The 24,374-nt window shown below is 71.4% G+C and carries 20 protein-coding genes and 1 pseudogene; 9 read left to right on the top strand and 12 right to left on the bottom strand.

Annotated elements, in window-relative coordinates:
* Positions 1-33: 33 nt before the first annotated feature.
* The 3 genes from SVTN_RS34355 (at position 34) to SVTN_RS34345 (ending at position 2,679) form a co-directional block, all read left to right on the top strand.
* Positions 34-921, top strand: coding sequence for a MetQ/NlpA family ABC transporter substrate-binding protein (locus SVTN_RS34355; protein WP_218922695.1), 888 nt, complete (start codon positions 34-36; stop codon positions 919-921).
* A gap of 73 nt (positions 922-994) precedes the next feature.
* Complete coding sequence (locus tag SVTN_RS34350) at positions 995-2,020, top strand: methionine ABC transporter ATP-binding protein (RefSeq protein WP_041132588.1); 1,026 nt, start codon at positions 995-997, stop codon at positions 2,018-2,020.
* A complete protein-coding gene (locus SVTN_RS34345) occupies positions 2,017-2,679 on the top strand; it encodes a methionine ABC transporter permease (protein ID WP_041132587.1) in 663 nt (220 codons plus the stop codon). Before SVTN_RS34350 ends, SVTN_RS34345 begins: the two co-directional genes overlap by 4 nt.
* Positions 2,680-2,730: 51 nt before the next feature.
* Here SVTN_RS34345 and SVTN_RS34340 read toward each other — a convergent pair whose 3' ends face one another.
* The gene (locus tag SVTN_RS34340) at positions 2,731-4,209 is read right to left on the bottom strand and encodes an MFS transporter (protein ID WP_063782299.1); all 1,479 of its coding nucleotides are present in this window, start codon (positions 4,207-4,209) and stop codon (positions 2,731-2,733) included.
* Positions 4,206-5,408, bottom strand: coding sequence for a M20 metallopeptidase family protein (locus SVTN_RS34335; protein ID WP_041132586.1), 1,203 nt, complete (start codon positions 5,406-5,408; stop codon positions 4,206-4,208). The genes SVTN_RS34340 and SVTN_RS34335 overlap by 4 nt, the downstream gene beginning before the upstream one ends.
* 104 nt (positions 5,409-5,512) lie before the next feature.
* Between SVTN_RS34335 and SVTN_RS34330 the strand changes: the two genes are divergently transcribed.
* Positions 5,513-6,574: an Lrp/AsnC family transcriptional regulator gene (locus SVTN_RS34330; RefSeq protein ID WP_052499457.1), complete on the top strand. Its 1,062-nt coding sequence runs from the start codon at positions 5,513-5,515 to the stop codon at positions 6,572-6,574.
* Positions 6,575-6,783: 209 nt separating this feature from the next.
* Here SVTN_RS34330 and SVTN_RS34325 read toward each other — a convergent pair whose 3' ends face one another.
* The 5 genes from SVTN_RS34325 to SVTN_RS34305 form a co-directional block, all read right to left on the bottom strand.
* Entirely contained in the window at positions 6,784-7,125 is a 342-nt protein-coding gene (locus tag SVTN_RS34325) for a MerR family transcriptional regulator (RefSeq protein WP_041132585.1), read from the bottom strand.
* A 311-nt stretch (positions 7,126-7,436) separates the two neighbouring features.
* Positions 7,437-7,790 (bottom strand): SCO5918 family protein, encoded by a 354-nt coding sequence (locus tag SVTN_RS34320; RefSeq protein WP_052499456.1) that lies wholly within the window; start codon positions 7,788-7,790, stop codon positions 7,437-7,439.
* 51 nt (positions 7,791-7,841) lie between these two features.
* The gene (locus tag SVTN_RS43420) at positions 7,842-8,228 is read right to left on the bottom strand and encodes a CBS domain-containing protein (protein WP_245727748.1); all 387 of its coding nucleotides are present in this window, start codon (positions 8,226-8,228) and stop codon (positions 7,842-7,844) included.
* Between the two features lie 46 nt (positions 8,229-8,274).
* Positions 8,275-9,783, bottom strand: a complete 1,509-nt coding sequence (locus SVTN_RS34310; RefSeq protein WP_041132584.1) for a DEAD/DEAH box helicase — start codon at positions 9,781-9,783, stop codon at positions 8,275-8,277.
* Positions 9,784-10,039: 256 nt separating this feature from the next.
* Positions 10,040-10,243: a cold-shock protein gene (locus tag SVTN_RS34305; protein ID WP_041132583.1), complete on the bottom strand. Its 204-nt coding sequence runs from the start codon at positions 10,241-10,243 to the stop codon at positions 10,040-10,042.
* Between the two features lie 283 nt (positions 10,244-10,526).
* Between SVTN_RS34305 and SVTN_RS43415 the strand changes: the two genes are divergently transcribed.
* Complete coding sequence (locus tag SVTN_RS43415) at positions 10,527-10,655, top strand: hypothetical protein (RefSeq protein ID WP_342669698.1); 129 nt, start codon at positions 10,527-10,529, stop codon at positions 10,653-10,655.
* Positions 10,656-11,106: 451 nt separating this feature from the next.
* Positions 11,107-12,081 carry a helix-turn-helix domain-containing protein gene (locus SVTN_RS41245; RefSeq protein ID WP_159026545.1) on the top strand — a complete coding sequence of 325 codons (975 nt, stop codon included), beginning with the start codon at positions 11,107-11,109 and terminating at the stop codon, positions 12,079-12,081.
* Between the two features lie 73 nt (positions 12,082-12,154).
* On the opposite strand, the gene SVTN_RS34295 is transcribed toward SVTN_RS41245, so the two are convergent.
* The gene (locus SVTN_RS34295; protein ID WP_052499454.1) at positions 12,155-15,454 is read right to left on the bottom strand and encodes an AfsR/SARP family transcriptional regulator; all 3,300 of its coding nucleotides are present in this window, start codon (positions 15,452-15,454) and stop codon (positions 12,155-12,157) included.
* Between the two features lie 454 nt (positions 15,455-15,908).
* On the opposite strand from SVTN_RS34295, the gene SVTN_RS46270 reads away from it, so the two are divergent.
* The gene (locus SVTN_RS46270; protein WP_281192595.1) at positions 15,909-16,040 is read left to right on the top strand and encodes a hypothetical protein; all 132 of its coding nucleotides are present in this window, start codon (positions 15,909-15,911) and stop codon (positions 16,038-16,040) included.
* 99 nt (positions 16,041-16,139) lie between these two features.
* Positions 16,140-17,576, top strand: coding sequence for an aKG-HExxH-type peptide beta-hydroxylase (locus tag SVTN_RS34290; RefSeq protein WP_041132582.1), 1,437 nt, complete (start codon positions 16,140-16,142; stop codon positions 17,574-17,576).
* A gap of 231 nt (positions 17,577-17,807) precedes the next feature.
* Here the strand turns inward: SVTN_RS34290 and SVTN_RS34285 are convergent, their stop codons facing one another.
* Positions 17,808-18,089, bottom strand: a complete 282-nt coding sequence (locus SVTN_RS34285; protein WP_041132581.1) for a hypothetical protein — start codon at positions 18,087-18,089, stop codon at positions 17,808-17,810.
* Positions 18,050-18,253, bottom strand: a pseudogene (locus tag SVTN_RS42675) (PrpF domain-containing protein); the annotation flags it as partial. The gene SVTN_RS34285 and the pseudogene SVTN_RS42675, both read right to left, overlap by 40 nt.
* Before the next feature lie 18 nt (positions 18,254-18,271).
* Here SVTN_RS42675 and SVTN_RS34280 point away from each other — a divergent pair.
* On the top strand, positions 18,272-19,144 hold the full coding sequence (locus tag SVTN_RS34280; protein WP_245727747.1) for a LysR family transcriptional regulator: 873 nt from the start codon (positions 18,272-18,274) through the stop codon (positions 19,142-19,144).
* 165 nt (positions 19,145-19,309) lie between these two features.
* Here the strand turns inward: SVTN_RS34280 and SVTN_RS34275 are convergent, their stop codons facing one another.
* Positions 19,310-21,934 carry an RICIN domain-containing protein gene (locus SVTN_RS34275; protein ID WP_041132580.1) on the bottom strand — a complete coding sequence of 875 codons (2,625 nt, stop codon included), beginning with the start codon at positions 21,932-21,934 and terminating at the stop codon, positions 19,310-19,312.
* Positions 21,935-21,972: 38 nt separating this feature from the next.
* The gene (locus tag SVTN_RS34270; protein ID WP_041132579.1) at positions 21,973-24,372 is read right to left on the bottom strand and encodes a non-reducing end alpha-L-arabinofuranosidase family hydrolase; all 2,400 of its coding nucleotides are present in this window, start codon (positions 24,370-24,372) and stop codon (positions 21,973-21,975) included.
* Positions 24,373-24,374 lie beyond the last annotated feature (2 nt).

The raw sequence follows: 24,374 nt of genomic DNA, 5'->3' as shown, positions 1-24,374 counted from the left end.
CCCGACAACCCGGCGGAGAGAAGGAACGGGTTGATGACCGGGCTCTCCATCGCCGCCGTGGCCGTGATCGCGGCGGTGGCCGTACTGATCTCCCACTTCACGGGCGGCACCTCGCGGGCCGACGCCTCCGGGCGCGTCACCGTGAAGATCGGTACGACCGACCAGAGTTCGGACTTCTGGCCCGTCCTGACCCGGCGCGCCGCCGAGGAGGGCATCGACATCGAGCTGGTCAACTTCACCGACTACACGCAGGCCAACCCGGCGCTGTCGCAGAAGCAGATCGACCTGAACCTCTTCCAGCACCTGCTGTTCCTCGCGAACCACAACGTCGCCGACAAGGACACCCTGACGCCCATCGGGTCGACCGTCGTCGTACCCCTGAGCCTCTACTCGAAGAAGCACACGGCGCTCCAGGACATCCCGGTGCACGGCCGGGTGGCGATCCCCAACGACCCGACCAACCAGGCCCGGGCGCTGCTCGTCCTGCAGCAGGCCGGTCTGCTGAAGCTGAAGGGCGGCGGGTCGGTGCTCGCGACGCCCGCGGACGTGGACACCGCGGCGTCGAAGGTCGCGGTCACGCCCGTGGACGCCTCCCAGACCGTCGCCTCGCTGCCGTCCGTCGACGCGGCCGTGATCAACAACAACTTCGCCCTGGACGCCGAGCTGGATCCGTCGAAGGCCCTGTACGGCGACGACCCGTCGAAGCCCGAGGCCGAGCCGTACATCAACGTCTTCGTCGCCCGCGCGGCCGACAAGAACAACCCCACCTACCTGAAGATCGCCAAGCTCTACCACGAAGCGGCGGTGAAGAAGGCGGCGATCGACGCCTCCAAGGGAACGGCGGTGGCCGTGGACCATCCGCAGGCCGACCTCGAACGCATCCTCGCCTCCCTGGAGAAGACGGTGCGCGCGGCGCACTGACGGCAGCACGAAAGAGGGGGCGTTCCACGCGGACGCCCCCGTCGCACCCAGGTCCGACTCGAAACAGGGACTCATGGCACCACCACTCATAGAACTTCGCGGCGTCGGCAAGACCTTCACCTCACGGTCGACGACCGTCTCCGCGCTCGACTCGATCGACCTGGAGATCGAAGCGGGGGAGATCTTCGCGATCATCGGACACTCCGGCGCGGGGAAGAGCACGCTGGTGCGGCTGATCAACGCGCTCGAACACCCCACCTCCGGCACGGTGACCGTCGACGGCGTGGTGATCACCGAGCAGAGCGAGAAGGACCTCCGGCGCGTCCGCTCGCGGATCGGCATGATCTTCCAGCAGTTCCACCTGTTCCGCTCCCGGACGGTGTTCGGCAACGTGGCCTACCCGCTGAAGCTCGCGGGCCGGCCCAAGGAGAGGCAGCGGGCCCGGGTCGCCGAACTCCTCTCCTTCGTCGGCCTGACCGACAAGGCATGGGCCTATCCCGACCAGCTCAGCGGTGGACAGAAACAACGGGTCGGCATCGCCCGGGCCCTGGCCAACGACCCCGCGATCCTGCTGGCCGACGAGTCGACCAGCGCGCTGGATCCCGAGACCACCCAGGACGTTCTGCGACTGCTCCGGCGCGTCAACTCCGAACTGGGAGTGACCGTCGTGGTCGTCACCCACGAGATGGACGTGGTGCGGAGCATCGCCGACCGGGTCGCCGTACTGGACTCGGGTCGGCTCGTCGAGGTCGGCACGGTCTACGACGTCTTCTCCGCACCCCGGACCGACACCGGCCGCCGTCTCGTGGAGACGGTGCTGAGGAACCGCCCCGACGCGGACGAGGTGGCACGGCTCCGGAAGCAGCACGAAGGCTCCCTCGTCTCCGTCACGGTCGACGGCGACGCCGTGATGGGCCAGGTCCTGACCGACGCCGTACGGCGGCACGACCTCCGTTTCGAGATCGTGCACGGCGGGATCGACACCCTCCAGGGGCGCTCGTACGGCAGCGTCACGCTCGCGCTGTCCGGAGCGGAGCGGGACGTCGAGACGGCAGTGGCGAGTCTCCGCGCGGTGGCCACGGTGGAGGTGCTCGCATGAACACGGACTGGAACACGCTCTGGCCGGTCTTCACGGCCTCCATCGGCCAGACCCTGTGGATGGTCGCCGTGACGATGGTCGCGGGCGGCTTCCTCGGTCTGCTCCTCGGCATCCTGCTGTACACGACGCGCCGCGGAGGACTCCTGGAGAACACCCCGCTCCACGCGGCCCTGAACGTCCTCGTCAACTTCGTCAGACCCATCCCCTTCATCATCTTCATCACCGCCGTGGGCCCGCTGACCCTGAGGGTGGTGGGCACCACCATCGGCACCGCCGCCGCGACGTTCCCCCTGATCGTCGCCACCACCTTCGGCATCTCCCGCGTCGTCGAACAGAACCTGGTCACCATCGACGCCGGAGTGATCGAGGCGGCCCGGTCCATGGGAGCCGGCCCGGCACGCATCATCACCACCCTCCTCGTCCCCGAGGCGCTGGGCCCCCTGATCCTCGGCTACACCTTCGTCTTCGTCTCCGTGGTCGACGCGACCGCGATCGCCGGCGCGGTCGGCGGAGGGGGACTCGGGAACTTCGCCATCGCCTACGGCTACCAGCGCTTCAACTGGACGGTGACCTGGATCGCCGTACTCACCATCGTGCTCCTCGTACAACTGGCGCAGTTCCTGGGCAACTGGCTGGCAGGGAGGACACTGCGCCGGTGACGGGCCGGCGACGACGGCACCAGGGCACGGGTCGCCGTCGCCCATCGCCCGCTACGCTCCGGCTGATGTGCCCGCGTCGCTGTGCGGACGAGTATCCGAGCGGCGGTTCCTTGCCGCACCCGGGGCGTCCGTCGCACGGTCGGTCAGGACTTGGAGTGTGAGCGCGCCCACGGACAGCAGCGCGCTCAGTCCCCAGATGGTCAGATAGGCGGAGAGCGCCGGGACGTCCGTGTCCCTGACGACCAGGGAGCCGAGGACGACGGCCGAGCCCGCGCCCGCGAGGCTGCCGCCCAGGGTCTTGAGGTTGTTGTAGACGGCGGTCGCACTCGCCGTGCGGTCCGGGGTGCTGCGCTCCGCGATCAGTGTGGGCAGGCCGCCCAGGGCCAGGCCCATGCCGAAGCCGGAAACGGCGGAAGCCAGGGCGAACAGCGGCAGCGTGGCGTGGCCGGCGATCAGCCCCACGTTGCCGGCGGCCATCAGCGTGAAGGCGAGCAGCAGGACGCGTCGGTATCCGGTGCGGGCCGCCACTCGGGCCACGAGGCTCGCCCCGGCGAAGGCCAGGACGTGGGGCACCGCGCCCCACGCGCTGATCTCCCAGGCCGTGAGCCCGAAGCCGTACCCCTCGTCGGCCGTCGACGCGGCCAAGTAGGAGATGCCGACTGCCTGCCCGCCCAGCATCACGGCGCCGAAGAGGAAACCCGAGACGTAATACGGCGCGGACCGGGGGTGGGCCACTGCCCGGACGTCGACCAGGGCGTGCGGCCGGTCCCGTTCGAGCCGGACCCACCAGGCGAGCAGCGACAGGGAGAGGACGAGGCCGCCCAGGGTGAGCGGCGAGGTCCAGCCCCACGCCTGGCCGCGCGCCGTCGTGCCGAGGAACAGCAGCAGCGCCAGGCCGAGCAGAAGTGCTCCTGCCCAGTCCATCCGGCCGGGTGCGCGCGTTCGGGACTCGGGGATCGCGCAGTACGAGAGGGTCACACAGGCGCAGGCGATCGCGGCGAGGACGCAGAGCGTCGCCTGGACGCCACCGGTGAGTTCGAGCAGGGGGCCGGCCAGGCCGTGGCCGAGGACCGAGCCGAAGGTGAGCGCGCCGACGAGAAGCGCTACCGCCCGCCGCGCGCCCTCGAGGTCGAGCCGGTCCCGTACGAGACCGATCTCCAACGGCAGCAGCGCCGCCAGGGGGCCCATGAGAGCACGGCCCACCAGCAGTACCGTCAGATTCGGTGCGAGGGCCACCAGAACGGTGCCCGCCGCGATACAGACCAGCGCGGTCCGGACCAGTCGACGGTGCCCGTACAGATCGCCGAGGCGCCCGAACACCGGCACCCCCACCGCGGCGGCCAGGAACTGGACCGCCATGTACCACTGCGCCTGCGACGCGCTGATGGACTGCCAGTCCTGCACGGCGGGCACCAGCACGGGGCCCGACCCCTGGAGGAAGCCGCTGATCAGCTCGAAGACGACCAGCAGACCGACGACGGCGGTGACCCGGGGCGCCGCCACCTCCTCCGTCCCGCCAGGCGCTCTCATGCGGACGCCCCTGCGGCGAGCCGCCGCTCCGCGAGCTCGGCGAGCAGCGCCGCCTGGCGGTGGAGCACCCGGTCGTCGAACACGGCCCGCGGGGAATGGTTCTGCGGCGCCTTTTCCACGTCCACGCCCTCGGGCGCCGCGCCGACCATCAGCATCGCGCCGGGCACCTTGTTCAGCACCAGGGAGAAGTCCTCCGAACCGTTGGCGGGCTGCGGGGCGTGCCACACCTCGCCCGCGCCGAACAGGTCGCGCGCCGTCTCCAGGGCGAACTCCGTCGCGGCCGGCTCGTTGACCGTGACCGGGTAGAGCATCTGGTACTCCACGTCCGCCTCCAGGCCGTGCGCGGCCGCGATCCCGCGTACCAGACGCGGCAGCCCCTGGGCCAGCCGCTCGTGGTTGGCTTCCGAGTAGCTGCGTACGGTCGCCTCGAACTCGGCCGTGTCCGGGATGACGTTGTGCTGCGTACCGGCGTGCAACCGTCCGACGGTCACCACCACGGGGTCGAAGACGTCGAAGGTGCGCGTCACCCAGTTCTGCAGCGCGGTCACCATCTCGCAGACCGCGGGCACCGGGTCCTTGGCATGGTGCGGAGCCGAAGCGTGCCCTCCCTCGCCCCGCACCGTCACCCGCAGGACGTCGGACGCCGTCATGACGGTGCCGGGCCGGGACGCGACCCAGCCACCCGGCAGCCGGTTGGCCGACACGTGGAGTGCGAAGGCCGCGTCGAGCGGCTTGCCCGCCGCGTCCAGGACACCCTCGTCGATCATCGCGCCCGCGCCGTTGTGTCCCTCCTCGCCCGGCTGGAACATGAACACCACGTCGCCCTGGAGGCTCTCCCTGCGGTCCGCGAGCAGCGTCGCCGCGCCGGCGAGTCCGGCGGTGTGCAGATCGTGCCCGCAGCCGTGCATCCGGCCCGGCACCTCGGAGGCGTACTCCAGCCCGGTGAGTTCATCCACCGGCAGTGCGTCCATGTCGCCCCGCAGCAGGACCGCCCCGCCGGGACGGCCACCCCGCAGCACGGCGGTGACGGAGGTCAGCTCCCGGCCGAGCGTGATGTCGAGCGGGAGACCGTCGAGCGCGGCGAGGACTTTCTCCTGCGTACGCGGCAGCCGCAGACCGAGCTCCGGCTCGCGGTGGAGCGAGCGGCGCAGCCGCACGAGATCGGGCTGGAGTTCCCTGGCGCGTTCCAGTACAGACATGCTGTGTCGACCTCCTGGTACGGTTCCGGCTTTCGGTGGGGCAAGACTGAAGTACTCACCGTCCCGTCGACTCTGAATCGCAGGAAACACGCAAGGGGCATCGAATGACGCAGCATTCCGCGCACGGTGCGGTACGGGCGCTCGACGACGTCGACCAGGCCCTGGTGCACGCACTGCAGATCGCCCCACGATCCGGGTGGAACGAGATCGGCACCGTACTCGGCCTCGACGCCGTGACCGTGGCACGACGCTGGCAGCGGCTCACCGAAGCCGGCGCCGCCTGGATCAGCTGCTCCCCGTCGCCCGCCCTCGCCTCGGCGGGACAGGGACTACTCGCCTTCGTCGAAGTGGACTGCGCCGGCGGCAGCCTGCTGACCGTGGCCCAGGCCCTCGCCCGGCTGCCCCACGTCACTGCCGTCGAACACGTCAGCGGAGACCGCGACCTGCTGCTCACCGTGATGGCACCGGACCTCGCGGCACTCACCCACTGGATGACCCGCGGCATCGGCGCCATGCCCGGCGTCATCGCCAGCCGCACCCACCTGGCGAGCACCGTCTACACAGAGGGCAGCCGCTGGCGGCTGCGCGCCCTCGACCGCACCCAGATCGCCCGCCTCGTCGACACTGACACCGCCCGCACCGGGGCACCCGTCTTTCCGCTCACCGACCTGGACCACGCCCTGGTCGCCGCCCTTTCCATGAACGGCCGCGCCACCTACCGCGCGCTCGCCGACGCCTGTGGGGCGAGCCCGGACACGGTCCGCCGACGACTCGGCCGGCTCTTCGCCGCCGGCATGCTCCAGACCCGCTGCGAGGTCGCACGCCCCCTGTCGGAGTGGCCGGTCACCGTGATCCAATGGGGGCGCGCGGCCGCGGGAGAGTTGGAACGCGTCTCGCGCGGAGTCACCGGGGCCCGGGAGGTACGGCTGTGCGCCGGCGTCACCGGCCGGAACAACGTCCTCATCATCGCCTGGGTGAAGTCCCTCACCGACGTGCAGCGCTTCGAGGTACGACTCGCCCAGCGCGTTCCCGGCCTGGAGATCACCGACCGGGCCGTGGCACTGTGGCCGCTGAAGCTCAGCGGCCATCTCCTCGACGAACAGGGCTACCGCATCGGCGGCGTCCCCCTGGACGTTCGCACGGCCGGAGCGAGTACCCGCGCCTAGGTGAGGAGGCCGGGAGTCCGGCCGCTCGCCTCCTCGGGCGCGGCACTTCCTCGCTGTGTCCGGTACCCGGCGATCAGCAGTCGGGCGGGGCTTCCTTCCCCGAGCCCACCGACGCCGAGGGAGGGGCGAGGAGCCCGACCGTTCGCGGCCCGATGCCGATCGCACAGCGTCTCGTGCGACGCCGTGCCCGTCGATCGCCCGGAACCGCTTCAGTCGGCAGTGGTGTCATCGGCCTGCTGAGCCGCTGCGCGGCGGTACTCGGCGTTGATGCGCTGGGCTTCTTCGAGCTGGTCTTCCAGGACGATGATGCGACAGGCGGCCTCGATGGGGGTTCCCTGGTCGACGAGTTCACGGGCGCGGGCGGCGATGCGCAGCTGGTAACGGGAGTAGCGGCGGTGGCCGCCCTCGGAGCGCAGCGGGGTGATCAGGCGTGCTTCTCCGATGGCGCGGAGGAAGCTCTGGGTGGTACCGATCATTTCGGCGGCCCGGCCCATCGTGTAGGCGGGGTAGTCGTCGTCGTCAAAACGGTCGTACGAGTCGTCTGCTGTCATTTGCACCTCTCCGCGGAACGCGTTGAGGGGCCCTGGTGCCGTACGGCACCAGGGCCCCGAAGGAACTACTACACCATCTGCCGGTCCTGATACCGCGCCGGCCTCCTGTGTCCGTCGCCCCGACCCGGCTGCTGTCGGGGGCGAGGGGATCGCGATCGCCCGACCGGAGACCGCCTCACTGTCGATGTCCCGCGGCACCCGGGCTCACCGCCCACGCCCCGCGTACGGAAGGCCCGCCCGGCAGCACTTCGCCCCGCCGGATGACCCGGCGGGGCGAAGTCGAGCCCGAGGAGTGCGCCGACCGGGCCCTCCTACCCGTTCGGGTGTCGGCTCGCGTTCGTCCGTATGCGGGGCCAGGCCCCCGTCGAGGCGCCGAGCAGCGCGGAGGCGTGCCGAAGAGGGTCGGAGGCGGGGAGCGGCGCGGGCGTCAGGGGAAGGCGGCGGCAGATGAAACCGAGCTTGGTCAGGGCCCGGATGACCTCACCGGCGGTGAAGTCGCGGCGGTCCTGGCGGGTGATGACCTGGCCGACCTGCTTGACGGGGTAGTGGCGACGGCCGATGGTCACGGACTCGCCGGTGATCTCCTCGGGCTTGACGCCCTTCATGGAGTCCAGGACACCGCTCTTGGTGAGCTCGAAGGGGAAGCGGGCGATGACACAGCGCACGATGCCTCACAGGTGAGAGGAAGGGGTCGGTTTCCGCGAGGGCGCGGGGGTTCAGGCGAGGGCGAAGGCAGGCCCGGAGGCGTCCGGGATGCCGTCCCGTTCGTCCATGACGCACGCGACGAGGAGCCGGACGTGGGTTCCGGCGGGCCCGGCGGGCGGCGTGCCGTCGCGGGGCAGATCGCGCAACCGGAGACGGTCCGTGTAGGCGGGGCTGTCGCGGACGGCGGTGAGCTGGGCCGGGGTGACCAGCCCGGTGCACAGGCCGTCGTCGTCGCGGACGAGCAGACGTCCGGCGCGGGCACCGGCCAGGACGGCCAAGGCCACCTCGACGGTCATGTGGTCCCCGACCTGGAGTCCTTCCATGTCCACGAGGTCGGTCACCGTCCTTGCCGCGGGGACGGCAGGGGTCGAACGGGGCTGCGTCTGGACCGGTGTCACCACGTGCCTCCTGAGGGGATGGTTCGGCTTCCGGATCACCTGGTGCTCAGGCCGCCGTGTCGGCGGAACGCCGTGTGCCGGCGCGCCGCGCCGCCGGGGCGGGACGGCGCCGGCCGCGGGAGGTCGCGTCCCGCTTGCGCTGTTCGACGGGCGGCGCGGTGATCGTCACGGGAATGCCGGACGGGGTCCGCGCGCCGGTGATCCGGGCGAGTGTTTCCTCACCCGAGTGGACCTGGGTGGTCTCGGGCACGATGCCGGCGGTCGCCATGAGGCGGGTCATGTCGCGGCGCTGGCCGGCGGTGACCAGGGTGACGACGCTGCCGGACTCGCCGGCCCGGGCGGTACGGCCGCCGCGGTGGAGGTAGTCCTTGTGGTCGGTCGGCGGATCCACGTTGACGACGAGGTCGAGGTGGTCGACGTGGATGCCGCGGGCGGCGACGTTCGTCGCGACCAGGACGGTGACGTGCCCGGTCTTGAACTGGGAGAGGGTACGGGTGCGTTGGGGCTGCGACTTCCCGCCGTGCAGGGCGGCGGCCCGGACACCGCAGGCGAGGAGGTCCTCGGTGAGGCGGTCCACCGCGTGCTTGGTGTCCAGGAACATGATCACCCGGCCGTCGCGCGCCGCGATCTCGGTCGTCAGCCGGTGCTTGTCGGCACCGCGCACATGGAGGACGTGGTGCTCCATCGTGGTGACCGCGCCCTGGGAGGGGTCCACGGAGTGGACGACGGGATCGGTGAGGTAGCGGCGGACCAGGAGGTCGACGTTGCGGTCCAGCGTCGCGGAGAACAGCATCCGCTGGCCCTCGCGGCGGACCTGGTCCAGGAGCGCCGTGACCTGCGGCATGAAGCCCATGTCGGCCATCTGATCGGCCTCGTCCAGGACGGTGATCGAGACCTGGTCCAGCCGGCAGTCACCGCGGTCGATGAGGTCCTTGAGGCGGCCGGGGGTGGCCACGACGACTTCGACGCCCCCGCGCAGCGTGTTCGCCTGCCGGCGGATCGGCATGCCGCCGACGACGGTGGTCAGGCGCAGCTTCACGGCGCGGGCGTAGGGCGTGAGGGCGTCGGTGACCTGCTGCGCGAGTTCCCGGGTGGGGACCAGGACGAGCGCCAGCGGCCGGCGGGGCTCGGCGAGCTGTCCTGCGGTGCGGGCGAGCAGGGAGAGACCGAAGGCGAGGGTCTTGCCGGAGCCGGTCCGGCCGCGGCCGAGGACGTCACGGCCGGCCAGGGAGTTCGGTAGCGTCGCGCCCTGGATGGGGAACGGCACGGACACGCCCTGCGCGGTGAGCGCGGCCAGGAGGCGTCGGTCCAGGGCCAGGTCGGCGAACGTCTCGACGGGGGGCAGCGCCGGGGTGACCGTCTTCGGCAGGGCGAACTCGCCCTGCGCCGGGGCGGGCCGCCGACGGCCTCCGCCGAAGCGCCCCGGAGCTCCCGACCGGCTCGGGGCGGACGAACCGAAGCGGCTGCTCAGTCCCGAACCGGCGGCGGAGCCGTACGCGCGGCCGCCGCTGCGGCGGGCTCGGGAGGAACGGCCGTTCGTGCGTGTGGGGTTCATTCAGAACCTTCCTTGATGCGGCACGTATCGAGGAATTCCGGCGGCGGGCGAGCGGCGTCGGGAATCACGGGCACGGGCCGAATGAAATGCGACCGGCAGACGGCGTGGCCCAGGGCGAGAAATTTTCGGTGCAACTGGGCAGCTGAAGAAATGCGAGAGGCGCAGGCGTACGTGAAGGGCCTGCGAAATGCATGCAGCTGGGGCCCGCACCCCGAGGGATGCGGGCCCCAGCTACGTGTTACGCGTCGGCGCGGCGTCAGGCGGAAACGATGTTCTCGGCCGTCGGGCCCTTCTGGCCCTGCGCGATGTCGAAGGAGACCTTCTGGCCCTCCTGGAGCTCGCGGAAGCCCTGGGTGGCGATGTTGGAGTAGTGGGCGAACACGTCAGGGCCGCCACCCTCCTGCTCGATGAAGCCGAAACCCTTTTCCGCGTTGAACCACTTCACGGTGCCAACAGTCATGTCATTTCTCCTTTGGGGCAGTACGCCGGAATCCGTACCGTACGGACGCCGTGTCGCCGCGATGATGCCCTGCCCGGAAAAATGACCGGAAATGTAAAGCGCTTCCGTGCGGCGTGGGGCCGACGAGAGGCGCCTGAAGTCTGGGTACCAAAACTGCAACTGATTTCGACAGTAGCACGTCGCCGCAGACCGTGGGTGATCGAAATTTCCCCCTGCGTGTTGCCGGTAAAAACTCTCCGAGCGAGGGTGGCTAAATCCTCAGGTCGCGGATGCAGGTATTCCTTTGAAGCGGGTCGTGCTGGTGGTGGACCGCGACCGCGTGGTGTGGCACGCGCGCTTCCCGGTGACGGACATCCCGGCGGCGGTGGACGAGGCGCTGACGGAGGTGCGGCGCCTGGCGACAGAGGACTGACGACACCCCCGCGGGCCTCTCCCCGCCCCTCCCCCACCCATGGGCGGAGGACCGCCCAGGCCGGGCTGCCCCGGGGCCGGCGCGGGCCACCGGCCCTCGCCCGCCCCGTCCACGTGGCCGACGGCACCTGGTGGGGTCCGTGCCCGTGTCGGCTCGTTCCGGCGCTAGTCGGCCGATAGCGCCCGGTGGTGATCCTTGAGTCGTCGTCACTGGTCGCAGGCGCGGCAGACGCGTGATCCGCCCGTCTGCCGTCCCCGCCTCCGACACACGTGACGTCGACGGATGTCGCTCACCGCCGAAAGGCTGGAGCGCGCCGGAGAGGAACGGCTGCTTTCGCAGTGGGGAAACGGGGGAATGGGTGGGCTGGTCAAGCGTGGCGGCTCCTGTCGTTTCGGCGGCGGGTCGATTCGAGTCCTTCCGCGAGACGGTGTCCGATGGAGTGCTGTCCGACGTGTCCCGGGGACGCGGCACCGGACACCGGATCGATGTCCGCGAAGAGGTCCTTACCGAAGGCGTTGCCCACGAGGGGGCCTCCGTCGACGAGACCTGCGAGGGTGGGGCCCGTATCAGAAGTCTGGGCCTGGGACCGGTGCGGCTGACGGCGGGTGACGTCCTGCCAGGGTGCCGGGACGGCCTGCGGGTTCCGGTCCCGAACGGTGGCCCCGACGAGTACAGGCTGGCGTGGCTGACCGACGCGAGCGGCCCGGGCGCCCCGTCCGGCACGGAGGCGCCGCCCCGGAGCACTCTGGTGCTCAGTGACCCCGTACGTCCGACGGCCGTCCCTCCCGCGGAAGCGGAGGGCCAGGTGCGGGCCGCCGTCCTCCACATACCCCGCGCCTCACTCGCCCTGCGACCGGATCACGTCGAGCTGCTCCTGGCCCGGCCGATCTCCACGGGCAGCGGCAGCGCCGCCGTCCTCGCCGCCTTTCTCGCCACACTGCGAGAGCACGGTGCCGAATGCCGGCCCGAGGAGCAGAGCCGCATGGGCGCCATCGCCCTCGATCTGGCGACCGCCTGTCTGGCCGAGCAGCTGCGAGTCCTGGAGACGGGCACGGACGAGCCCCGGGCGCAGGCGCTGCTGCGACGCGTTCACGGCTTCATCGCCCAGAACCTCGCGGATCCGGACCTCACGCCGCGGACGATCGCCCGCCGGCACCACATGTCCCTGCGCACCCTGTACGGCCTCTTCAGCCGGCAACCCGCCAGCGTCGCGACGGTCATCCGCCGCGGCCGCCTCGAGCGCTGCCACGCCGACCTCGTCCGTCCGGATCTGCGCCACCTCAGCGTCCAGGCCATCGCCTCGCGCTGGGGCTTCACCAATCCGAGCACCTTCAGCCGGGCCTTCCGCGAGGCATACGGAATCAGCCCCACCGAACACCGCGCGACCGCCTCGGCATCCGCACCGCCCGGTCGGTCCGCCGCCTGACGGGTCGGATCCGGCGCGCACCGCCGCAAGGACGCCTCGCCAGGGCCTGGAGGGGAGCGCCGGGCGCAGGAGATCATGCGGACGACTTCGGCGCGCCGGACTCCTCGTCCCGGTCGTCCGGCGCTTGCGAGCGGGCGCGGGACAACACCTCCTCGGCGGCGATCCGGCCGGGTCGGTGGCCGCTCTCCGCCAGGATCGACACGGCGCGCTCGGCGTGCTCGGCCGCCTCGACCGGTCGCCCCTCGGCGAGGCGGAGGCGGCCGATGACCGTCAGAGCCTGCCCCTCGAGAATTCCGTAGCCCTCGCGGCAGGCTCGTTCCAGGGCGTGCCGGACGTACGCATCGGCCTCGGCGAGGTCGCCCCGCAGGAGGCGCGCCTCGGCCCTGCCGATCAGGATCGCCGCCTCTGTGTGCCGGGCGCCGGTCTGTTCGGCGAGGCCCTGCGCCCGTCGGTAGATCTCCTCGGCTTCGGCGAGCTGGCCGAGAGCGGTGCGGACGGACGCCACGGTCTGGAGTGCGGCCGCCGCGAGACGCCCCTCCTCTATCTCGTCCGCCAGTGCCGCGGCGGCCAGGGCGAGGTCCAGGGCGGTGGAGTGGTCGCCTCTGTCACGGTGCCAGTCGGCCAGCCCCCGGAGGGTTTCCGCCTCACTGCCGCGGTTGCCGAGCTCCCGGTGGATGGCGAGGGCTTCGGTGAGGCACTCGAGTGCCTCCTCGGAGCGCCCCAGGAGCCCGAGGACCTGGCCCAGGTTGCCCCGGGTGACTCCTTCGGCTCCTCTGGAGCCGATGCTTCGGCTCAGTTCGAGCGCCGTGGCGTTGTGTCGTTCGGCCTGACGGAGGTCCCCGAGTTCTTGGCGGAGCAGGCCCATGTTGCCCTCCATGCTCAGCCGGAGCAGGTTCCACCGCGAGTCCGCCGGCAGGACGTCGACAGCCGCCTCGTAGCGTTTGACCGCGTCGCGCAGTTTCCCCGTGAGGATGCCGACCAGGCCCAGGTTGATGAGTGCCTGGGCCTTGCCCTCGGGCCAGTGCGCGGTTTCCGCGTCTGCCAGCACCGCCTCGTAGTGCCGAGCCGCGCCTTCGTACCGGCCGAGGCTGCGGTGCGCGTCGCCGAGGCTCATGCGGGCGGTGGCTGAGCCGATCGCGTGGTGTGCGCCCTGCGCCGCCTCGAGCCCCGCCTCCGCCACGGAGACCCAGTCCGGGCCGGTTCTGACCAGCCAGAAGTAGCCGCGCAGGGCGTCGCACAACTCCCAGGAGGCGGCGGGCAGGCCGAGCGCCGCACCTCTCTGCGCCGCGATGACCAGGTTGGTGTGCTCACGACTGAACCACTGGCGTGCCGCGGTCTGATCGGGCAGGACCACGGTACCGACGGTGCTTTCCCCGGCGCCTCGGGAGGAGTCCGCGTCCACCTCGTCGGCGGTCTCCGCGTCGGCGTGCCCGGCGGCCTGTCCGGGGTCGAACGCGCGCAGCTTCTCCGGATAGAGCAGCCGGGCCCCGGCGTGCACGCCCGCGAGGTAGTGGTCGTAGAGGCGCCGAAGGGCCGCGGCACGCTCCTCGGGGCTCTCGTCCGCCGCCGCGCAGCTCTCGGCGAACAGCCGCAGCAGGTCGTGGAGGCCGTACGTGTCCGGGTCGGTCTGACCGACGAGATGGACGGCGACGAGTCGCCTGAGCAGCTGCGACGTCCGTGCGACGGGCAGCCCGAGCAAGGCGGAGGCGCCGGCCGCCGTCATCGTGGGTCCGGGGACGAGACCGAGACGGCGGAAGAGCCTGCGCTCGTCGGGTGACAGCGACAGGTAGGACAGGGAGAGGACCGCCTGCAGGTTGCTGGCCTCGTCGTCCGGCACACTGAGCGCGGCGAGTCTCCGGTCCTCGTCGCGCAGCCGGTCGACGTGGCCGGCCACCGGGCGGTCCCCGCCGGCTTCCCGTACGTTGACGGCCGACACCCGCAGTGCCAGGGGCACGTACCAGCACAGTCGGGCCAACTCCGCCGTCGCCTCCGGCTCGGCCGCTACGACGGACGCTCCGAGGAGACGTTCCAGCAGCTCCGCGGCCTCCTCCGGAGTCAGGGCGTCCACTCGGAGATGGCGGGCGCTGTCGCGGACCACCAAACCGGCCAGCACGTCCCGGCTGGTCACCACCACGTGGGACCCCGGGGTTCCCGGAAGCAGAGGGCGCACCTGGTCGGCACTGCGGGCGTTGTCGATGACGACGAGGACGCGCTTCTCGGCCAGCAGGGTGCGGTACAGACCCGCGGCACGGTCGGGATCGTCGGGGATCCGGTCCGCCGGGACTCCGAGCGCGTAGAGGAAGCTCGCGAGCGCCTCCACGGACGTGACCGGCCTGGTCGTCGCGTAGCCCCGCAGATCGATGTAGAGCTGCCCGTCCGGGAACCGCGCTCGGGCGCTGTGACCCCAGTGCACCGCGAGCGCGGTCTTCCCCATGCCGCCTTGCCCGTCGATGGCGGTGATGACCATCGGTCCGTGGGTGCCCGAGGCCCCGGCCCATTCGTCCAGGGCTCGTAGATGGGCGCTGCGGCCCGTGAAGTGCGCAGTGTCGGACGGGAGTTGCCTGGGAGGAGGCACCTGCCCCGCGTTCCGGGAGGCGGCGGCACGGGAAGCGGCCGCGGTCGGTGCCGCGAGGGCCGGACTGTCGGCGAGGACCGCGCGCTCCATCTCGCGCAGCGCGGGGCCCGGTTCCAGACCGAGCTCCTTGACGAGGACCCGACGTCCCTCACGGTAGACGTCCAGCGCGTCGGCGCGCCGGCCGGCCCGGTACAGCGCCAGCATGTACTGCGACCGCAACCGTTCCCTGAGCGGTTCCCGCGCGAGCTCGCGCCGCATCTCGCCCAACAGGGCGTTGTGGCGGCCGAGGCGGAGGTCGATGTCCATCAGCTTCTCGAACGCCGAACGCCTCGCCTCTTCGAGACGAGGCGCCTCCACCTCGGCGAGGTACCGGGACGCCGTTCCTTCCAGCGCCTTGCCGCGCCAGAGCCCCAGGGCCCGCCTCTGGAGCCGGGAGGCGGCGACGAGGTCGCCGCGCTCCTGTGCGCCTTCGGCCTGTGCCACCAGATCGTCGAAGGCGTGGACGTCGAGCCGGTGCGACTCCAGGCGCAGGACGTACCCGCCCGGCTCGGTGACCAGGGGATCCGATCCGCACGCCAGGAGGACCTTCCTCAGCCGTCGGATGTAGTTGTGGAGCGTCGTTCTCGCGGTCTTGGGCGGGTTCGTTCCCCACAGGCCGTCGATCAGGTCCTCCGTCATGACGACACGGTCGGACCGCAGGAGGAACATGGTCAGCAGCGCCCGGTGCTTCGCCGCCGATATCGGAACCGGCTGCCCCTCGTGCAGGACTTCTTCCGGCCCCAGAAGACGGAACTCCACTGTCCTCCCCCTTGGCACGGCCGGTGTTCCCGTCCGCGCCGACGTCGGTCGCGCGATGGCGCGATGTGATCATGCCAGGTCAAGGCAGCGCGGGAGCAGGATATTTCCGCGTGTCACGAGCCTCCGGAGCGGCTCCGGAGGTTGCGGGGCGGGAGCCTGCAGGCGCCGGGCCGGTGGCTGCCCGCGTGGACGAGGACGGTGGTCCTGCGTGCGGTGCGGGCGAGGCGTGGACGCACGCACGGGATCGCCTTGCACGGAACGCAAGGCGATCCTGCACGTGAGGAACACACCGGCGCGTCCCGCGAATCTAGGTTCATCAGTGCTGGAGACGACGCCGAGGCGTAAGCACCCCGCTCCGTGGCGATGGTGGCCACGCAGCGGGACGGCCGCGGCGGCTGATCCGGCAGACCGTTTGTCCGTGAACACCCTGCCGGGTGTGGAGCAAGGAGACGACATGCCGTCCCAGACCGTGGAAATGCCCCAGATGCGGGTGACCGCCGAGTCGGCGCCGAGCATCACCACCGACGCCCAGTACGAGCGCGCCTGGTACCCGCCCTACCTCGCGCCGGTCGGTGCGGCGAAGTAAGCCGTGACGCGGCAGGCCGGTCGTCGGACTTCCGGCGGCCGGCCTGCCGTGTCCTCACCCGTACCGTCCCCACGCCTCACGAGGTGCATGTTGTCGCCGTTGTACACACAGATAGACAGAATCCTGGGAGCGGACCCGCACTTCGGCGCCGCCGACGCCATCGAGGCCAGGAACATCGCACGCTACCGGCTGGGCCTGACGGTGCTCGCCCGCCGGTTCCCCGACGCGGCCGACCGGTTCGAGCGGCTCGGCAAGGCGGACGACGCCGTGCTGCGCCCCTTCCTCTACGACCCGGTGCTGAGGAACGCCTTCGAGGACGACCTGCTCGCCCTGGAGCACCACCGGCACGACCCGAGCGAGTTCGCGTCGCACCTCGCGGAGGTCGACCTCGACGCCGAGGACGGGCTGGGGCCGTGCGAACGCCTCATGACCCCGCGCCGACGCCCCTGGGCGAGCCGTGGCGTCGGCTGGGTGTGGACGGAGGTCGAGCCGGGCTCGGCCGGACTCCCGCTCGCCCGGCGGCTGGAGGAGCTCAAGGACGGGACCTTCTCCGACATGCGCGAGGCTCGCCGGATCAGCCCCGACGAGGAGCTGCTCGCGGGGCTCTCCCGGGGCGCCGAACTCCTGGCCGAACTGCTGCCGTACGCCGGGGCGGGAGTCTTCCCGCACATCTCGTTGGTGGGTCTGGCCCGGGGCGAGAGCGACGACGGCGAGCTGTACTCGCTCTCCGGCGGCGATCCGCTGCCCTCGGCCCTGTTCATCGCTCCGGAGCAGCTGCGCGATCCGTGGATGACCGCGGAGATCCTGTTGCACGAAGGACTGCACCTCAAGCAGTTCGACGTCCTGCGCACCGGCTCGCTCGTCGCCGACCCGGGCCACGAGATCGAGATCCCCTGGCGGCTGACCCCGTGGTCGCTGACCCGGGTCCTGGCCGCACTGCACGTGTACGCGCACATGGTGCTGTTCTTCGCGGCGGCGGGCGAGGCCCCTGCCGAACTCCGCGAGCGCTTCGGTGAGCCGCCGGTCACCGAGGACGTCGGCGTGCCCACTCCGGGCAGCCGGGCCGCGGTGGAGGGCGGGTACACCACGAGCGCCGAACGGGCCGCCTACCTCGGGCGGCAGGCACTCGAGGTGCACGGCGGGGCACTGACACCGGCCGGACGGCGCTTCGTCGAATGGCTGATGGACGCCGCCGCCTCCCTGGCGCCTTCCGTACGGGCGAACGCCGCCCGGGAGCCCGTCCCGAGCTCCGCTCCGCACGTGCCGCAGCCGGATCCGCGCGGCTACCGCAAGATCGAGCCGGTTGCCGTCTGCCCCCTGCCCGAGCAGGACCAGCTGCTGGCCTTCGCCCCTGACACCGCGAAGTTCCACTGGCTCAACCAGCACGCCTGGCTGATCTACGCCCTCTGCGACGGCCGTGAACTCGCCGCGATCCAGGAGCAGTACGCCCAGCACGCGGGCTCCGACCCCGCCGGACTGGCATCCGGCCTCGCGGGCCTGGTCGCGGCCGGCCTCGTCGAACCCGTCGTCGGCTGAACCGGACGTGCGATGCCTCCCGCCCTGCCGTCCCGCCCACGCACACGCACGCCACTCGCGGGCGTGGGCGCGGGCGCCGGGAACCGATGATTCCTGCAGGCCGGCACGGGGCGGGCCGGGGCCGGCGCCGACCGCGTCCGCATCCCCCTGGTCCTGCACACGGAATCAGCACGGAGGGCGCCGTCCATGGTCCGGCTCGGCGCCCTCCGCCGTCCGTCGTCGGTCCTCGCGCTATGACCAGGGCAGGACCAGGGCGCCCCAGGCGACGACGGGGCCGAGGGCGACGATTCCGCCCGTGTAGCCGATGACCTGGCGGTAGAAGCGGCGGGAGTCCACCCCACGGGCGTTGCTGAGGACGAGTGCTCCGTTGGTCGAGAAGGGAGAGGTGTCGAGGATCGTCGTGGAGACGGCGAGCGCGGCGATCAGTCCGGCACCGCTGAGGTGGCTGGAGAGCAGCAGCGGTACGGCGATGGGGCGACGCCGGTGGCGCAGTTGCCGCAGTTGCTCGTCCACTCCACCGAGCCCGTCCCGATGCCGACTTGGGCGAACAGGTAGTCGACGTCGACGCCGGGCCGGGGTGAGGCGCTGACCACGGCCGCTTTCGAGGTGGTGGGGGTCGCCCCGCCGACCCCGTCCAGCTCCACGGGGTCGGTGGCGCCGTACGCGGCGACCAGCAGCCGGCGGAAGCCCTCGGCATGACCACCTCCGCCGCCTCCCAGCAGATGTCCCTCCTTGAGCGGGAGGCAGGCCAGCCCCTGATCGAGAGGCTGCCGAGCGGTATCCGGCCCACCCCGGCGGGTGCCGCGCTGGCCGAACGCGGTCAGGCCATCCGCCGGGAACTCCGTGCCGCCCAGGCCGACCTGGACTCCTTCACCGCCCTCGACCAGGGCACCCTGCGGCTCGGTTCCTTCCCCACGGCGAGCGCGTCCCTGCTGCCGCTGGCGCTGACGCGTTTCCGACGGCGCCACGCCGGCATCCGCATCGAGGTACGCGCCGGAGTCCTCGCGGAGCTCAGGGAGATGCTGCACACCGGGGAGGTGGAGCAGGGGCTGCTCTGGGACTACGGATGGAACCGCCTCGACGATCCGGCGCTTGCCGTCACTCACCTGCTTGACGACCCCACGGTGCTGGTCGTCCCCGCCGACTCGGCCCTGCGCACACGTCCCTCCGTGCGCCTCGGCGATCTCGCCGACCAGGAGTGGATCATCCGCGCCGACAACCATCCCGTCGCCGACGTCCTGCGCCGAAGCTGCCGCCAGGCGGGATTCGAGCCGCGCCTCGCCTACTCGTCGCACGACTACCAGGAGGCGCAGGCCATGGTCGCCGCCGGTCTCGGCATCGCGCTCGCACCCCGTCTGGCCCTCACCAGCCGACGCAGTGACGTACGCCTCCTGCCGTTCGCCTCCGACGTCCCGGCCCCCACCCGCCGCATCCTTCTCGCACGCGCCGCGGCACGCCCCGCCACCCCACCGGCCCAGGCGATGGCCCGCGTCCTGCGCACGGTGGCGCAGCGCTTCACCGCCCCGGACCTGCACCGGGCCCAGCTGGGGGCGGTCCGGCGGGGCTGACGCCCGCACAAGACCCAGGCCCCGCTCCGCAACCGCCGCCCACGGGCCGCTCTACAGCGGAAAGCCGCCCTCCGACCGAGATGTCCCATCGGCCAGGAGGGCGGCAGTCCGTCAGTGATCGCGCGTCAGCTCACGCGTCGAACATAAGTGCATCCGGTGTCGGGGTCAGGACGGGTCGCCGTACTGGAGGCCGCGGCCGTTGGTGCCGACGTAGACGCGGCCGTAGGTGTCCGGGTCTCCGGTGATGACGCCGACGCCACCGATGCTGCCCCACTGGTGGGCGTCGTCGTTGACGCGGACCCAGGTGGCGCCCTTGTCCGTGGAGCGGAAGACTCCGGTGACGTCCTTGACGGTGCCGATCAGGTAGAGGGCCTGGTAGGAGGCACCGGGCGCGGCCTTGCCGAAGCCGAGGGCGGAGGCGGACTTCACCGTGGTGAGCGCGGTGAAGGTGCGGCCGCCGTCGGTGGAGTGCAGCAGCCCCTGGCCGCCGCCGGCGATCCACAGGTCCCCGGCGACGCCGGGGACGGCGGTGAGACGGCCGGAGGGCAGGTTGCCGGCACGCGGGCTGAAGGTCGCTCCGCCGTCGGTGCTGGCGTAGAGCGTGCCGCCGGACAGGGAGTAGAAGGTCCTGGCCGAGGAGCGGTCGGCGACGACGACGGCGTCGGTGCCCAGTCCGCCGACCCTCGACCAGCTCGCACCCTTGTCGGTCGACCGGTACGGGACCTGACCGGCCTGGGTCCAGACGATCGTGGAGCCGTCCGCCGCGAGCGCGACATGCCCGTCCTGGGCGCCGGCCACCGGCTCCGCCTTGAAGCCGTTCCAGGTGCTGCCGCCGTCGGTGGAGTAGGCGCCGTCCTGCGCGCCGCCGTGGCCGACGCGGACCATCACCCCGGGGTTCGACTGGGCGAAGTCGATGTCGGTGCTGTTGGCCATCATGGGGTTGTCCAGCCGCCCGGCCGGGACCTTGTTCAGGTCGTCGTGCCGGAAACCGCCCTGGTCGCCCATGGCGGTGACGACGGCGGCGCCGCCGGGCGGGGCGATCGCGTCCATCAGCGCGGTCTCCTCGAGGCCCCGCGCCCCGGCGGCCCAGTGGCTGGTGCCGCCGCTGTCGGTGGCGTTGGCGTCCTTGCTGCGCCAGATGCCGTTGCCGGTGCCGTACAGCACGTGCCCGGAGTCGAAGGGGTCGATGGCCAGGGCGGTCATCCAGTGCCCGGTGTGGGTGCCGACGTACGGGGCGGCGGAGGCGTTCCGCACCGACTTGTCCGCCAGTGCCTTCCAGGTCGTGCCGCCGTCGGTGGTGCGGTAGATCTCGTCCTCGGGCCACCAGCGGTCGAGGGTGGTGACCATCACCGTGGACGGCCGGCGCGGGTCGACGGCAAGGCCGGAGAAGCCGTAGCCGCCCTGGGACGGGGAGACGTTCTTCCACGTCCCGCCGGCCGGTGCGTACTTCCAGACCGAGCCCGCCGTCACGCCGTTGGGTCCGAGGGCGTTGGTGTACGTCAGGTACAGCGAGCCGTCTCCGGAGAGCACGCCGTGCTGCGGGAACTGGCCGGTGGGCTGTCCGGGGACGGCCTGCCAGGTGGTGCCGCCGTCGGTGGAGCGGTACAGGGAGGTGGACCTGTCGGCGACGCCGACGTAGACCGTGTTGCTGCCGGCCGGGCCGTACGTCACGAAGGAGATGCCCGCGCCGCTGCTCGCCCCGTCCTTGACGGGGAACGAGGAGACCTGCCGCCATGTCGCACCGCTGTCCGTGCTGCGCCACAGGCCGTTCTTGCGGGTGCCGAGGAGCAGGGTGCGGTTGTCCGAGGGGTCGATCACCAGCCGCTCACCGGCCCCGCGGCCGTCCTCGTTGCCGCCCAGCTTGAAGGGGAGTTCGGTGCGCTGGAAGGTGCGGCCCCGGTCGGTGGAGCGCAGGATCGCGCCGTTGCCGGCCCAGTCGTTGGTGTAGGTGCCCGCCGCGAGGTAGAGGCGGTTCGGGTCCACGGGGTCGGTGGCCAGCGCGTCGATGCCCAGCAGGTTCCAGTCCTTCTCGCCGAGCCAGTCGGTCAGCGGGATCCACTGCTCGGCCGCACTGTCCCAACGGTAGGCGCCGCCCATGTCGGTGCGCGCGTACAGCAGCCCCCTCTCCCGGGGGTTGAACACCAGCCCGGTGACGTAACCGCCGCCCACCACCTGGGCGTTCTTCCACGCGTACGGTCCGGTCCCGGTGGCCGGGGCCTCGGCCGTCTTCACCAGCTTCCACTGCTGGTTGGTGCTGCCATGGCCGCCGTACTGGATGACCGCCGCGCCGTCGGCCGTGGAGCCTCCGGAGACGTCCAGGACCTGGCCGCTCCTGCGGGAGGTGAAGGTGACGGCGTCGGAACCGCTCACCCCGTCGAGCCGCCACTCCTGGGAGGTGGAGGAGCTGTCGGTCTGCTGCTCGGCGGCAGCCGCCTGTGCGGTCGAATCGCCCGCTATGCCGAGCACTTTGCCGCTGTTGCGGTTCACCAGCTCGTAGTAGCCGTCGCCGGTGGACCGCAGCCGCCACTGCTGGTTGGCCGTGTTCTGATCGGTCCACTGCTGGATGCGGGTGCCGTCGGCGGTGGAGAAGGCGTTGACGTCCAGCACCTTGCCGCTGCGCACCGAGACCAGTTTGTAGTAGGCACTGTCGTCGACCGTCGCGGCCTGCGAGTCGTCCTGCACGAACAGGAGGTACGGCACGACGGTGGCGGGCACACCGAGCAGCAGGACGGTGGCGGTCCTGCGACGGCGGTGACGTCCGCGGCGCCCGGCGTTGGTGGGGTTGTTCATGGGGGGTTTGCTCCTTGTGCAACCGTGGATCGGGCAGGTCAGCGCTGCAGGGTGAGGACGCCCGGCCGGTACGGCAGTCGGTCGTAGGGGCCGTCCGCGGTGGGGGACTTGCCCTGGTAGAGGAACTGCAGGTTGCAGGGGTCGATGGTCATGGTCTGGTCGGGGTTGGTGCGGATCAGGTCACCGTGGCTGATGTCGTCGGTCCAGGTGGCGCCGCTGTTGGCCTTGCCCGCGAAGGGGCTGCTTTCGCTGCCGGCCTGCGGGGTCCACGCACCGCTCAGGCTGGTGGCGGTGAACGAGCGGAAGTAGCGCCGCTCGTTGGCACCCCGGGCCTCGACGATCATGAGGTACTGGTTCCGGCCCTGCACCTTGTAGACCTGCGGCGCCTCGAAGAGGTTCTTCGCCGTGTCGCTCATGACCGTCGTGTACGACGAGCCGAAGCTGCCGGGGAAGTTCCCGATCGGCATGCTCGCCCGGTAGATCTTGCCGTTGTCGCCGGCGAAGAACAGGTACATGTTCTTCTCGTCGGCGATCAGGGTCTGGTCGATCGGTCCGGTGCCGGATTCGGTGCGGGGGATGCTGCCGGTGAACAGCGGCTGCGGCGCGGACCAGCCGTTGGGGTCGGTGGGGTCGCTGGACGTGCGGTAGCTGAAGGGCGAGGCACCCCACTGGTACGCCAGGACCCAGATCTTCTTGGGTGCGAAGTAGAACAGGGTGGGCGCCACCGCGTTCTGGCTCATCTTCGTCTGGCCGGCCGACGCCATGTCGGACCAGTTCGTGAAGGGGCGGAACGCCATCGAGCCGTACGAGGTTCCCGACGCGCTCGACGCGTAGACGAGGTGCTTGCCGCCCAGCATCACGTGGGTGAAGTCCTTCACCGCGGCCCATCCGTTCGACGGCTGCGCGAGGGGACCCGTCGAGCTCCACTTGTACGTCGTCGGGAGATCACACGTGCCGCTGCCCGTCCCGGACGGGGCGGTCCAGGTCCACTTCTGGTTGTTGACGGACGCGCAGGCGTACAGCTGGATCGTGGTGCCGTTCGCGGTGGCGGCGCCGACGGCGTCGAGGCACAGCCCGGACTGGACGCCGGTGATCGAGCCGTCGGTGTTGATGTTCCACTGCTGGTTGGCGCCGCCGTTGCAGTCCCAGACGATCACCGGGGTGCCGTTGGCGGTGCCCTTGTTCTTGGCGTCCAGGCACTTGTCGCCGTGCACCTTCAGCTGCTTGGCGGCGGTGTGGGCCCAGCGCTGGTCGGCCTGTCCGCCGCAGTCCCACAGGTGTACCCGGGTGCCGTTGGCGGTGGCGGAGTCGGGGGTGCCGACGCAGCGGCCGGAGGCGACGCCCTTGATCTCCCCCGTACCGTCGGTCGGCTTGCCCGGGGTGGTACCGGAGCCGGAATGGAGAGCGTCCATGACGGCGGTGTACGCGGGCTTGGGCTTGCCACCGCTGTCGAACAACAGCGGGCTCTCACCGCTGCGCCAGGAGTCGCTGTCACGGACGCCCCACACCGTGATGCCGGTGCACCGGGCCACGGACAGGCAGGTGCCGACCGCGTTCGCGTAGTGGACGGGTGATGCCTGGGCGATGTCCAGCTCGGTGATCTGGACGTCGACGCCCAGGGCGGCGAAGCCGGCCAGGGTGGTCTTGAAGCTCGCCGGCGGGCCGCCCGCCCCGAAGTGGCTCTGGAACCCGACGCAGTCGATGGGCACGCCGCGGGACTTGAAGTCCTTGACCATGCGGTAGACGCCCTGGGTCTTGGCGTCCGACCAGTTCTCGATGTTGTAGTCGTTGTAGCAGAGCTTGGCCGAGGAATCGGCCGCTCGGGCGGTGCGGAACGCCTCCTCGATGAAGCCGTTGCCCAGCACCTGCTGGAAGACGGAGTCGCGGAGCCCGCCGCTGCCGCCGTCGGCGAACGCCTCGTTGACCACGTCCCAGGCGTAGATCCTGCCCTTGTAGTGGGTCAACTCGGTGGTGATGTGGTGGTTCATCACGCCGCGCAGTGTGCTCGCGTCGCGGATGGAGCGGACCCAGGAGGGGAGCTGCGAGTGCCAGACGGTGGTGTGGCCGCGCAGGCGCTGGCCGTGCGCCAGGGCACGATCGACGATCCGGTCCGCGGGGCCGAAGTTGAAATTGCCGCGGGACGGTTCGACGGCGTCCCACTTCATCTCGTTCTCCGGGGTGACCATGTTGAACTCCCGGTCCGCGATCGCGGTGTACGCGGAGTCGCCGAGCCTGCCGGCGGCCACGGCCGTACCGAAGTACCTGCCCGAGGGGGCGGCCTGGGTGCCCAGGCCCGCGGCTCCGGCGGAGCTGGGGAGGAGCGTCACGACGCCGCCGGCCACCAGCGCCGTGGCCGACAGTCCTATCGCCCATGTCCGGCGCCGCCGGCGGAGCCGGTGGAGGCCCTTCGCCCTGGGTTCGTGGGTGTGTCGCGTCATGT

It is taken from the genome of Streptomyces vietnamensis (genome assembly GCF_000830005.1).
In the GTDB taxonomy this organism is placed as follows: domain Bacteria; phylum Actinomycetota; class Actinomycetes; order Streptomycetales; family Streptomycetaceae; genus Streptomyces; species Streptomyces vietnamensis.
This window is presented reverse-complemented; position numbering and strand designations above follow the sequence as displayed.

What these genes read in the sequence shown, in the direction of transcription:
- SVTN_RS34355 (WP_218922695.1), top strand. Translation starts at nt 34, where the DNA reads ATGACCGGGCTCTCCATCGCCGCCGTGGCCGTGATCGCGGCGGTGGCC.
- SVTN_RS34350 (WP_041132588.1), top strand. Translation starts at nt 995, where the DNA reads ATGGCACCACCACTCATAGAACTTCGCGGCGTCGGCAAGACCTTCACC.
- SVTN_RS34345 (WP_041132587.1), top strand. Translation starts at nt 2,017, where the DNA reads ATGAACACGGACTGGAACACGCTCTGGCCGGTCTTCACGGCCTCCATC.
- SVTN_RS34340 (WP_063782299.1), bottom strand. Translation starts at nt 4,209, where the DNA reads ATGAGAGCGCCTGGCGGGACGGAGGAGGTGGCGGCGCCCCGGGTCACC.
- SVTN_RS34335 (WP_041132586.1), bottom strand. Translation starts at nt 5,408, where the DNA reads ATGTCTGTACTGGAACGCGCCAGGGAACTCCAGCCCGATCTCGTGCGG.
- SVTN_RS34330 (WP_052499457.1), top strand. Translation starts at nt 5,513, where the DNA reads ATGACGCAGCATTCCGCGCACGGTGCGGTACGGGCGCTCGACGACGTC.
- SVTN_RS34325 (WP_041132585.1), bottom strand. Translation starts at nt 7,125, where the DNA reads ATGACAGCAGACGACTCGTACGACCGTTTTGACGACGACGACTACCCC.
- SVTN_RS34310 (WP_041132584.1), bottom strand. Translation starts at nt 9,783, where the DNA reads ATGAACCCCACACGCACGAACGGCCGTTCCTCCCGAGCCCGCCGCAGC.
- SVTN_RS34305 (WP_041132583.1), bottom strand. Translation starts at nt 10,243, where the DNA reads ATGACTGTTGGCACCGTGAAGTGGTTCAACGCGGAAAAGGGTTTCGGC.
- SVTN_RS46270 (WP_281192595.1), top strand. Translation starts at nt 15,909, where the DNA reads ATGCCGTCCCAGACCGTGGAAATGCCCCAGATGCGGGTGACCGCCGAG.
- SVTN_RS34280 (WP_245727747.1), top strand. Translation starts at nt 18,272, where the DNA reads ATGACCACCTCCGCCGCCTCCCAGCAGATGTCCCTCCTTGAGCGGGAG.
- SVTN_RS34275 (WP_041132580.1), bottom strand. Translation starts at nt 21,934, where the DNA reads ATGAACAACCCCACCAACGCCGGGCGCCGCGGACGTCACCGCCGTCGC.
- SVTN_RS34270 (WP_041132579.1), bottom strand. Translation starts at nt 24,372, where the DNA reads ATGACGCGACACACCCACGAACCCAGGGCGAAGGGCCTCCACCGGCTC.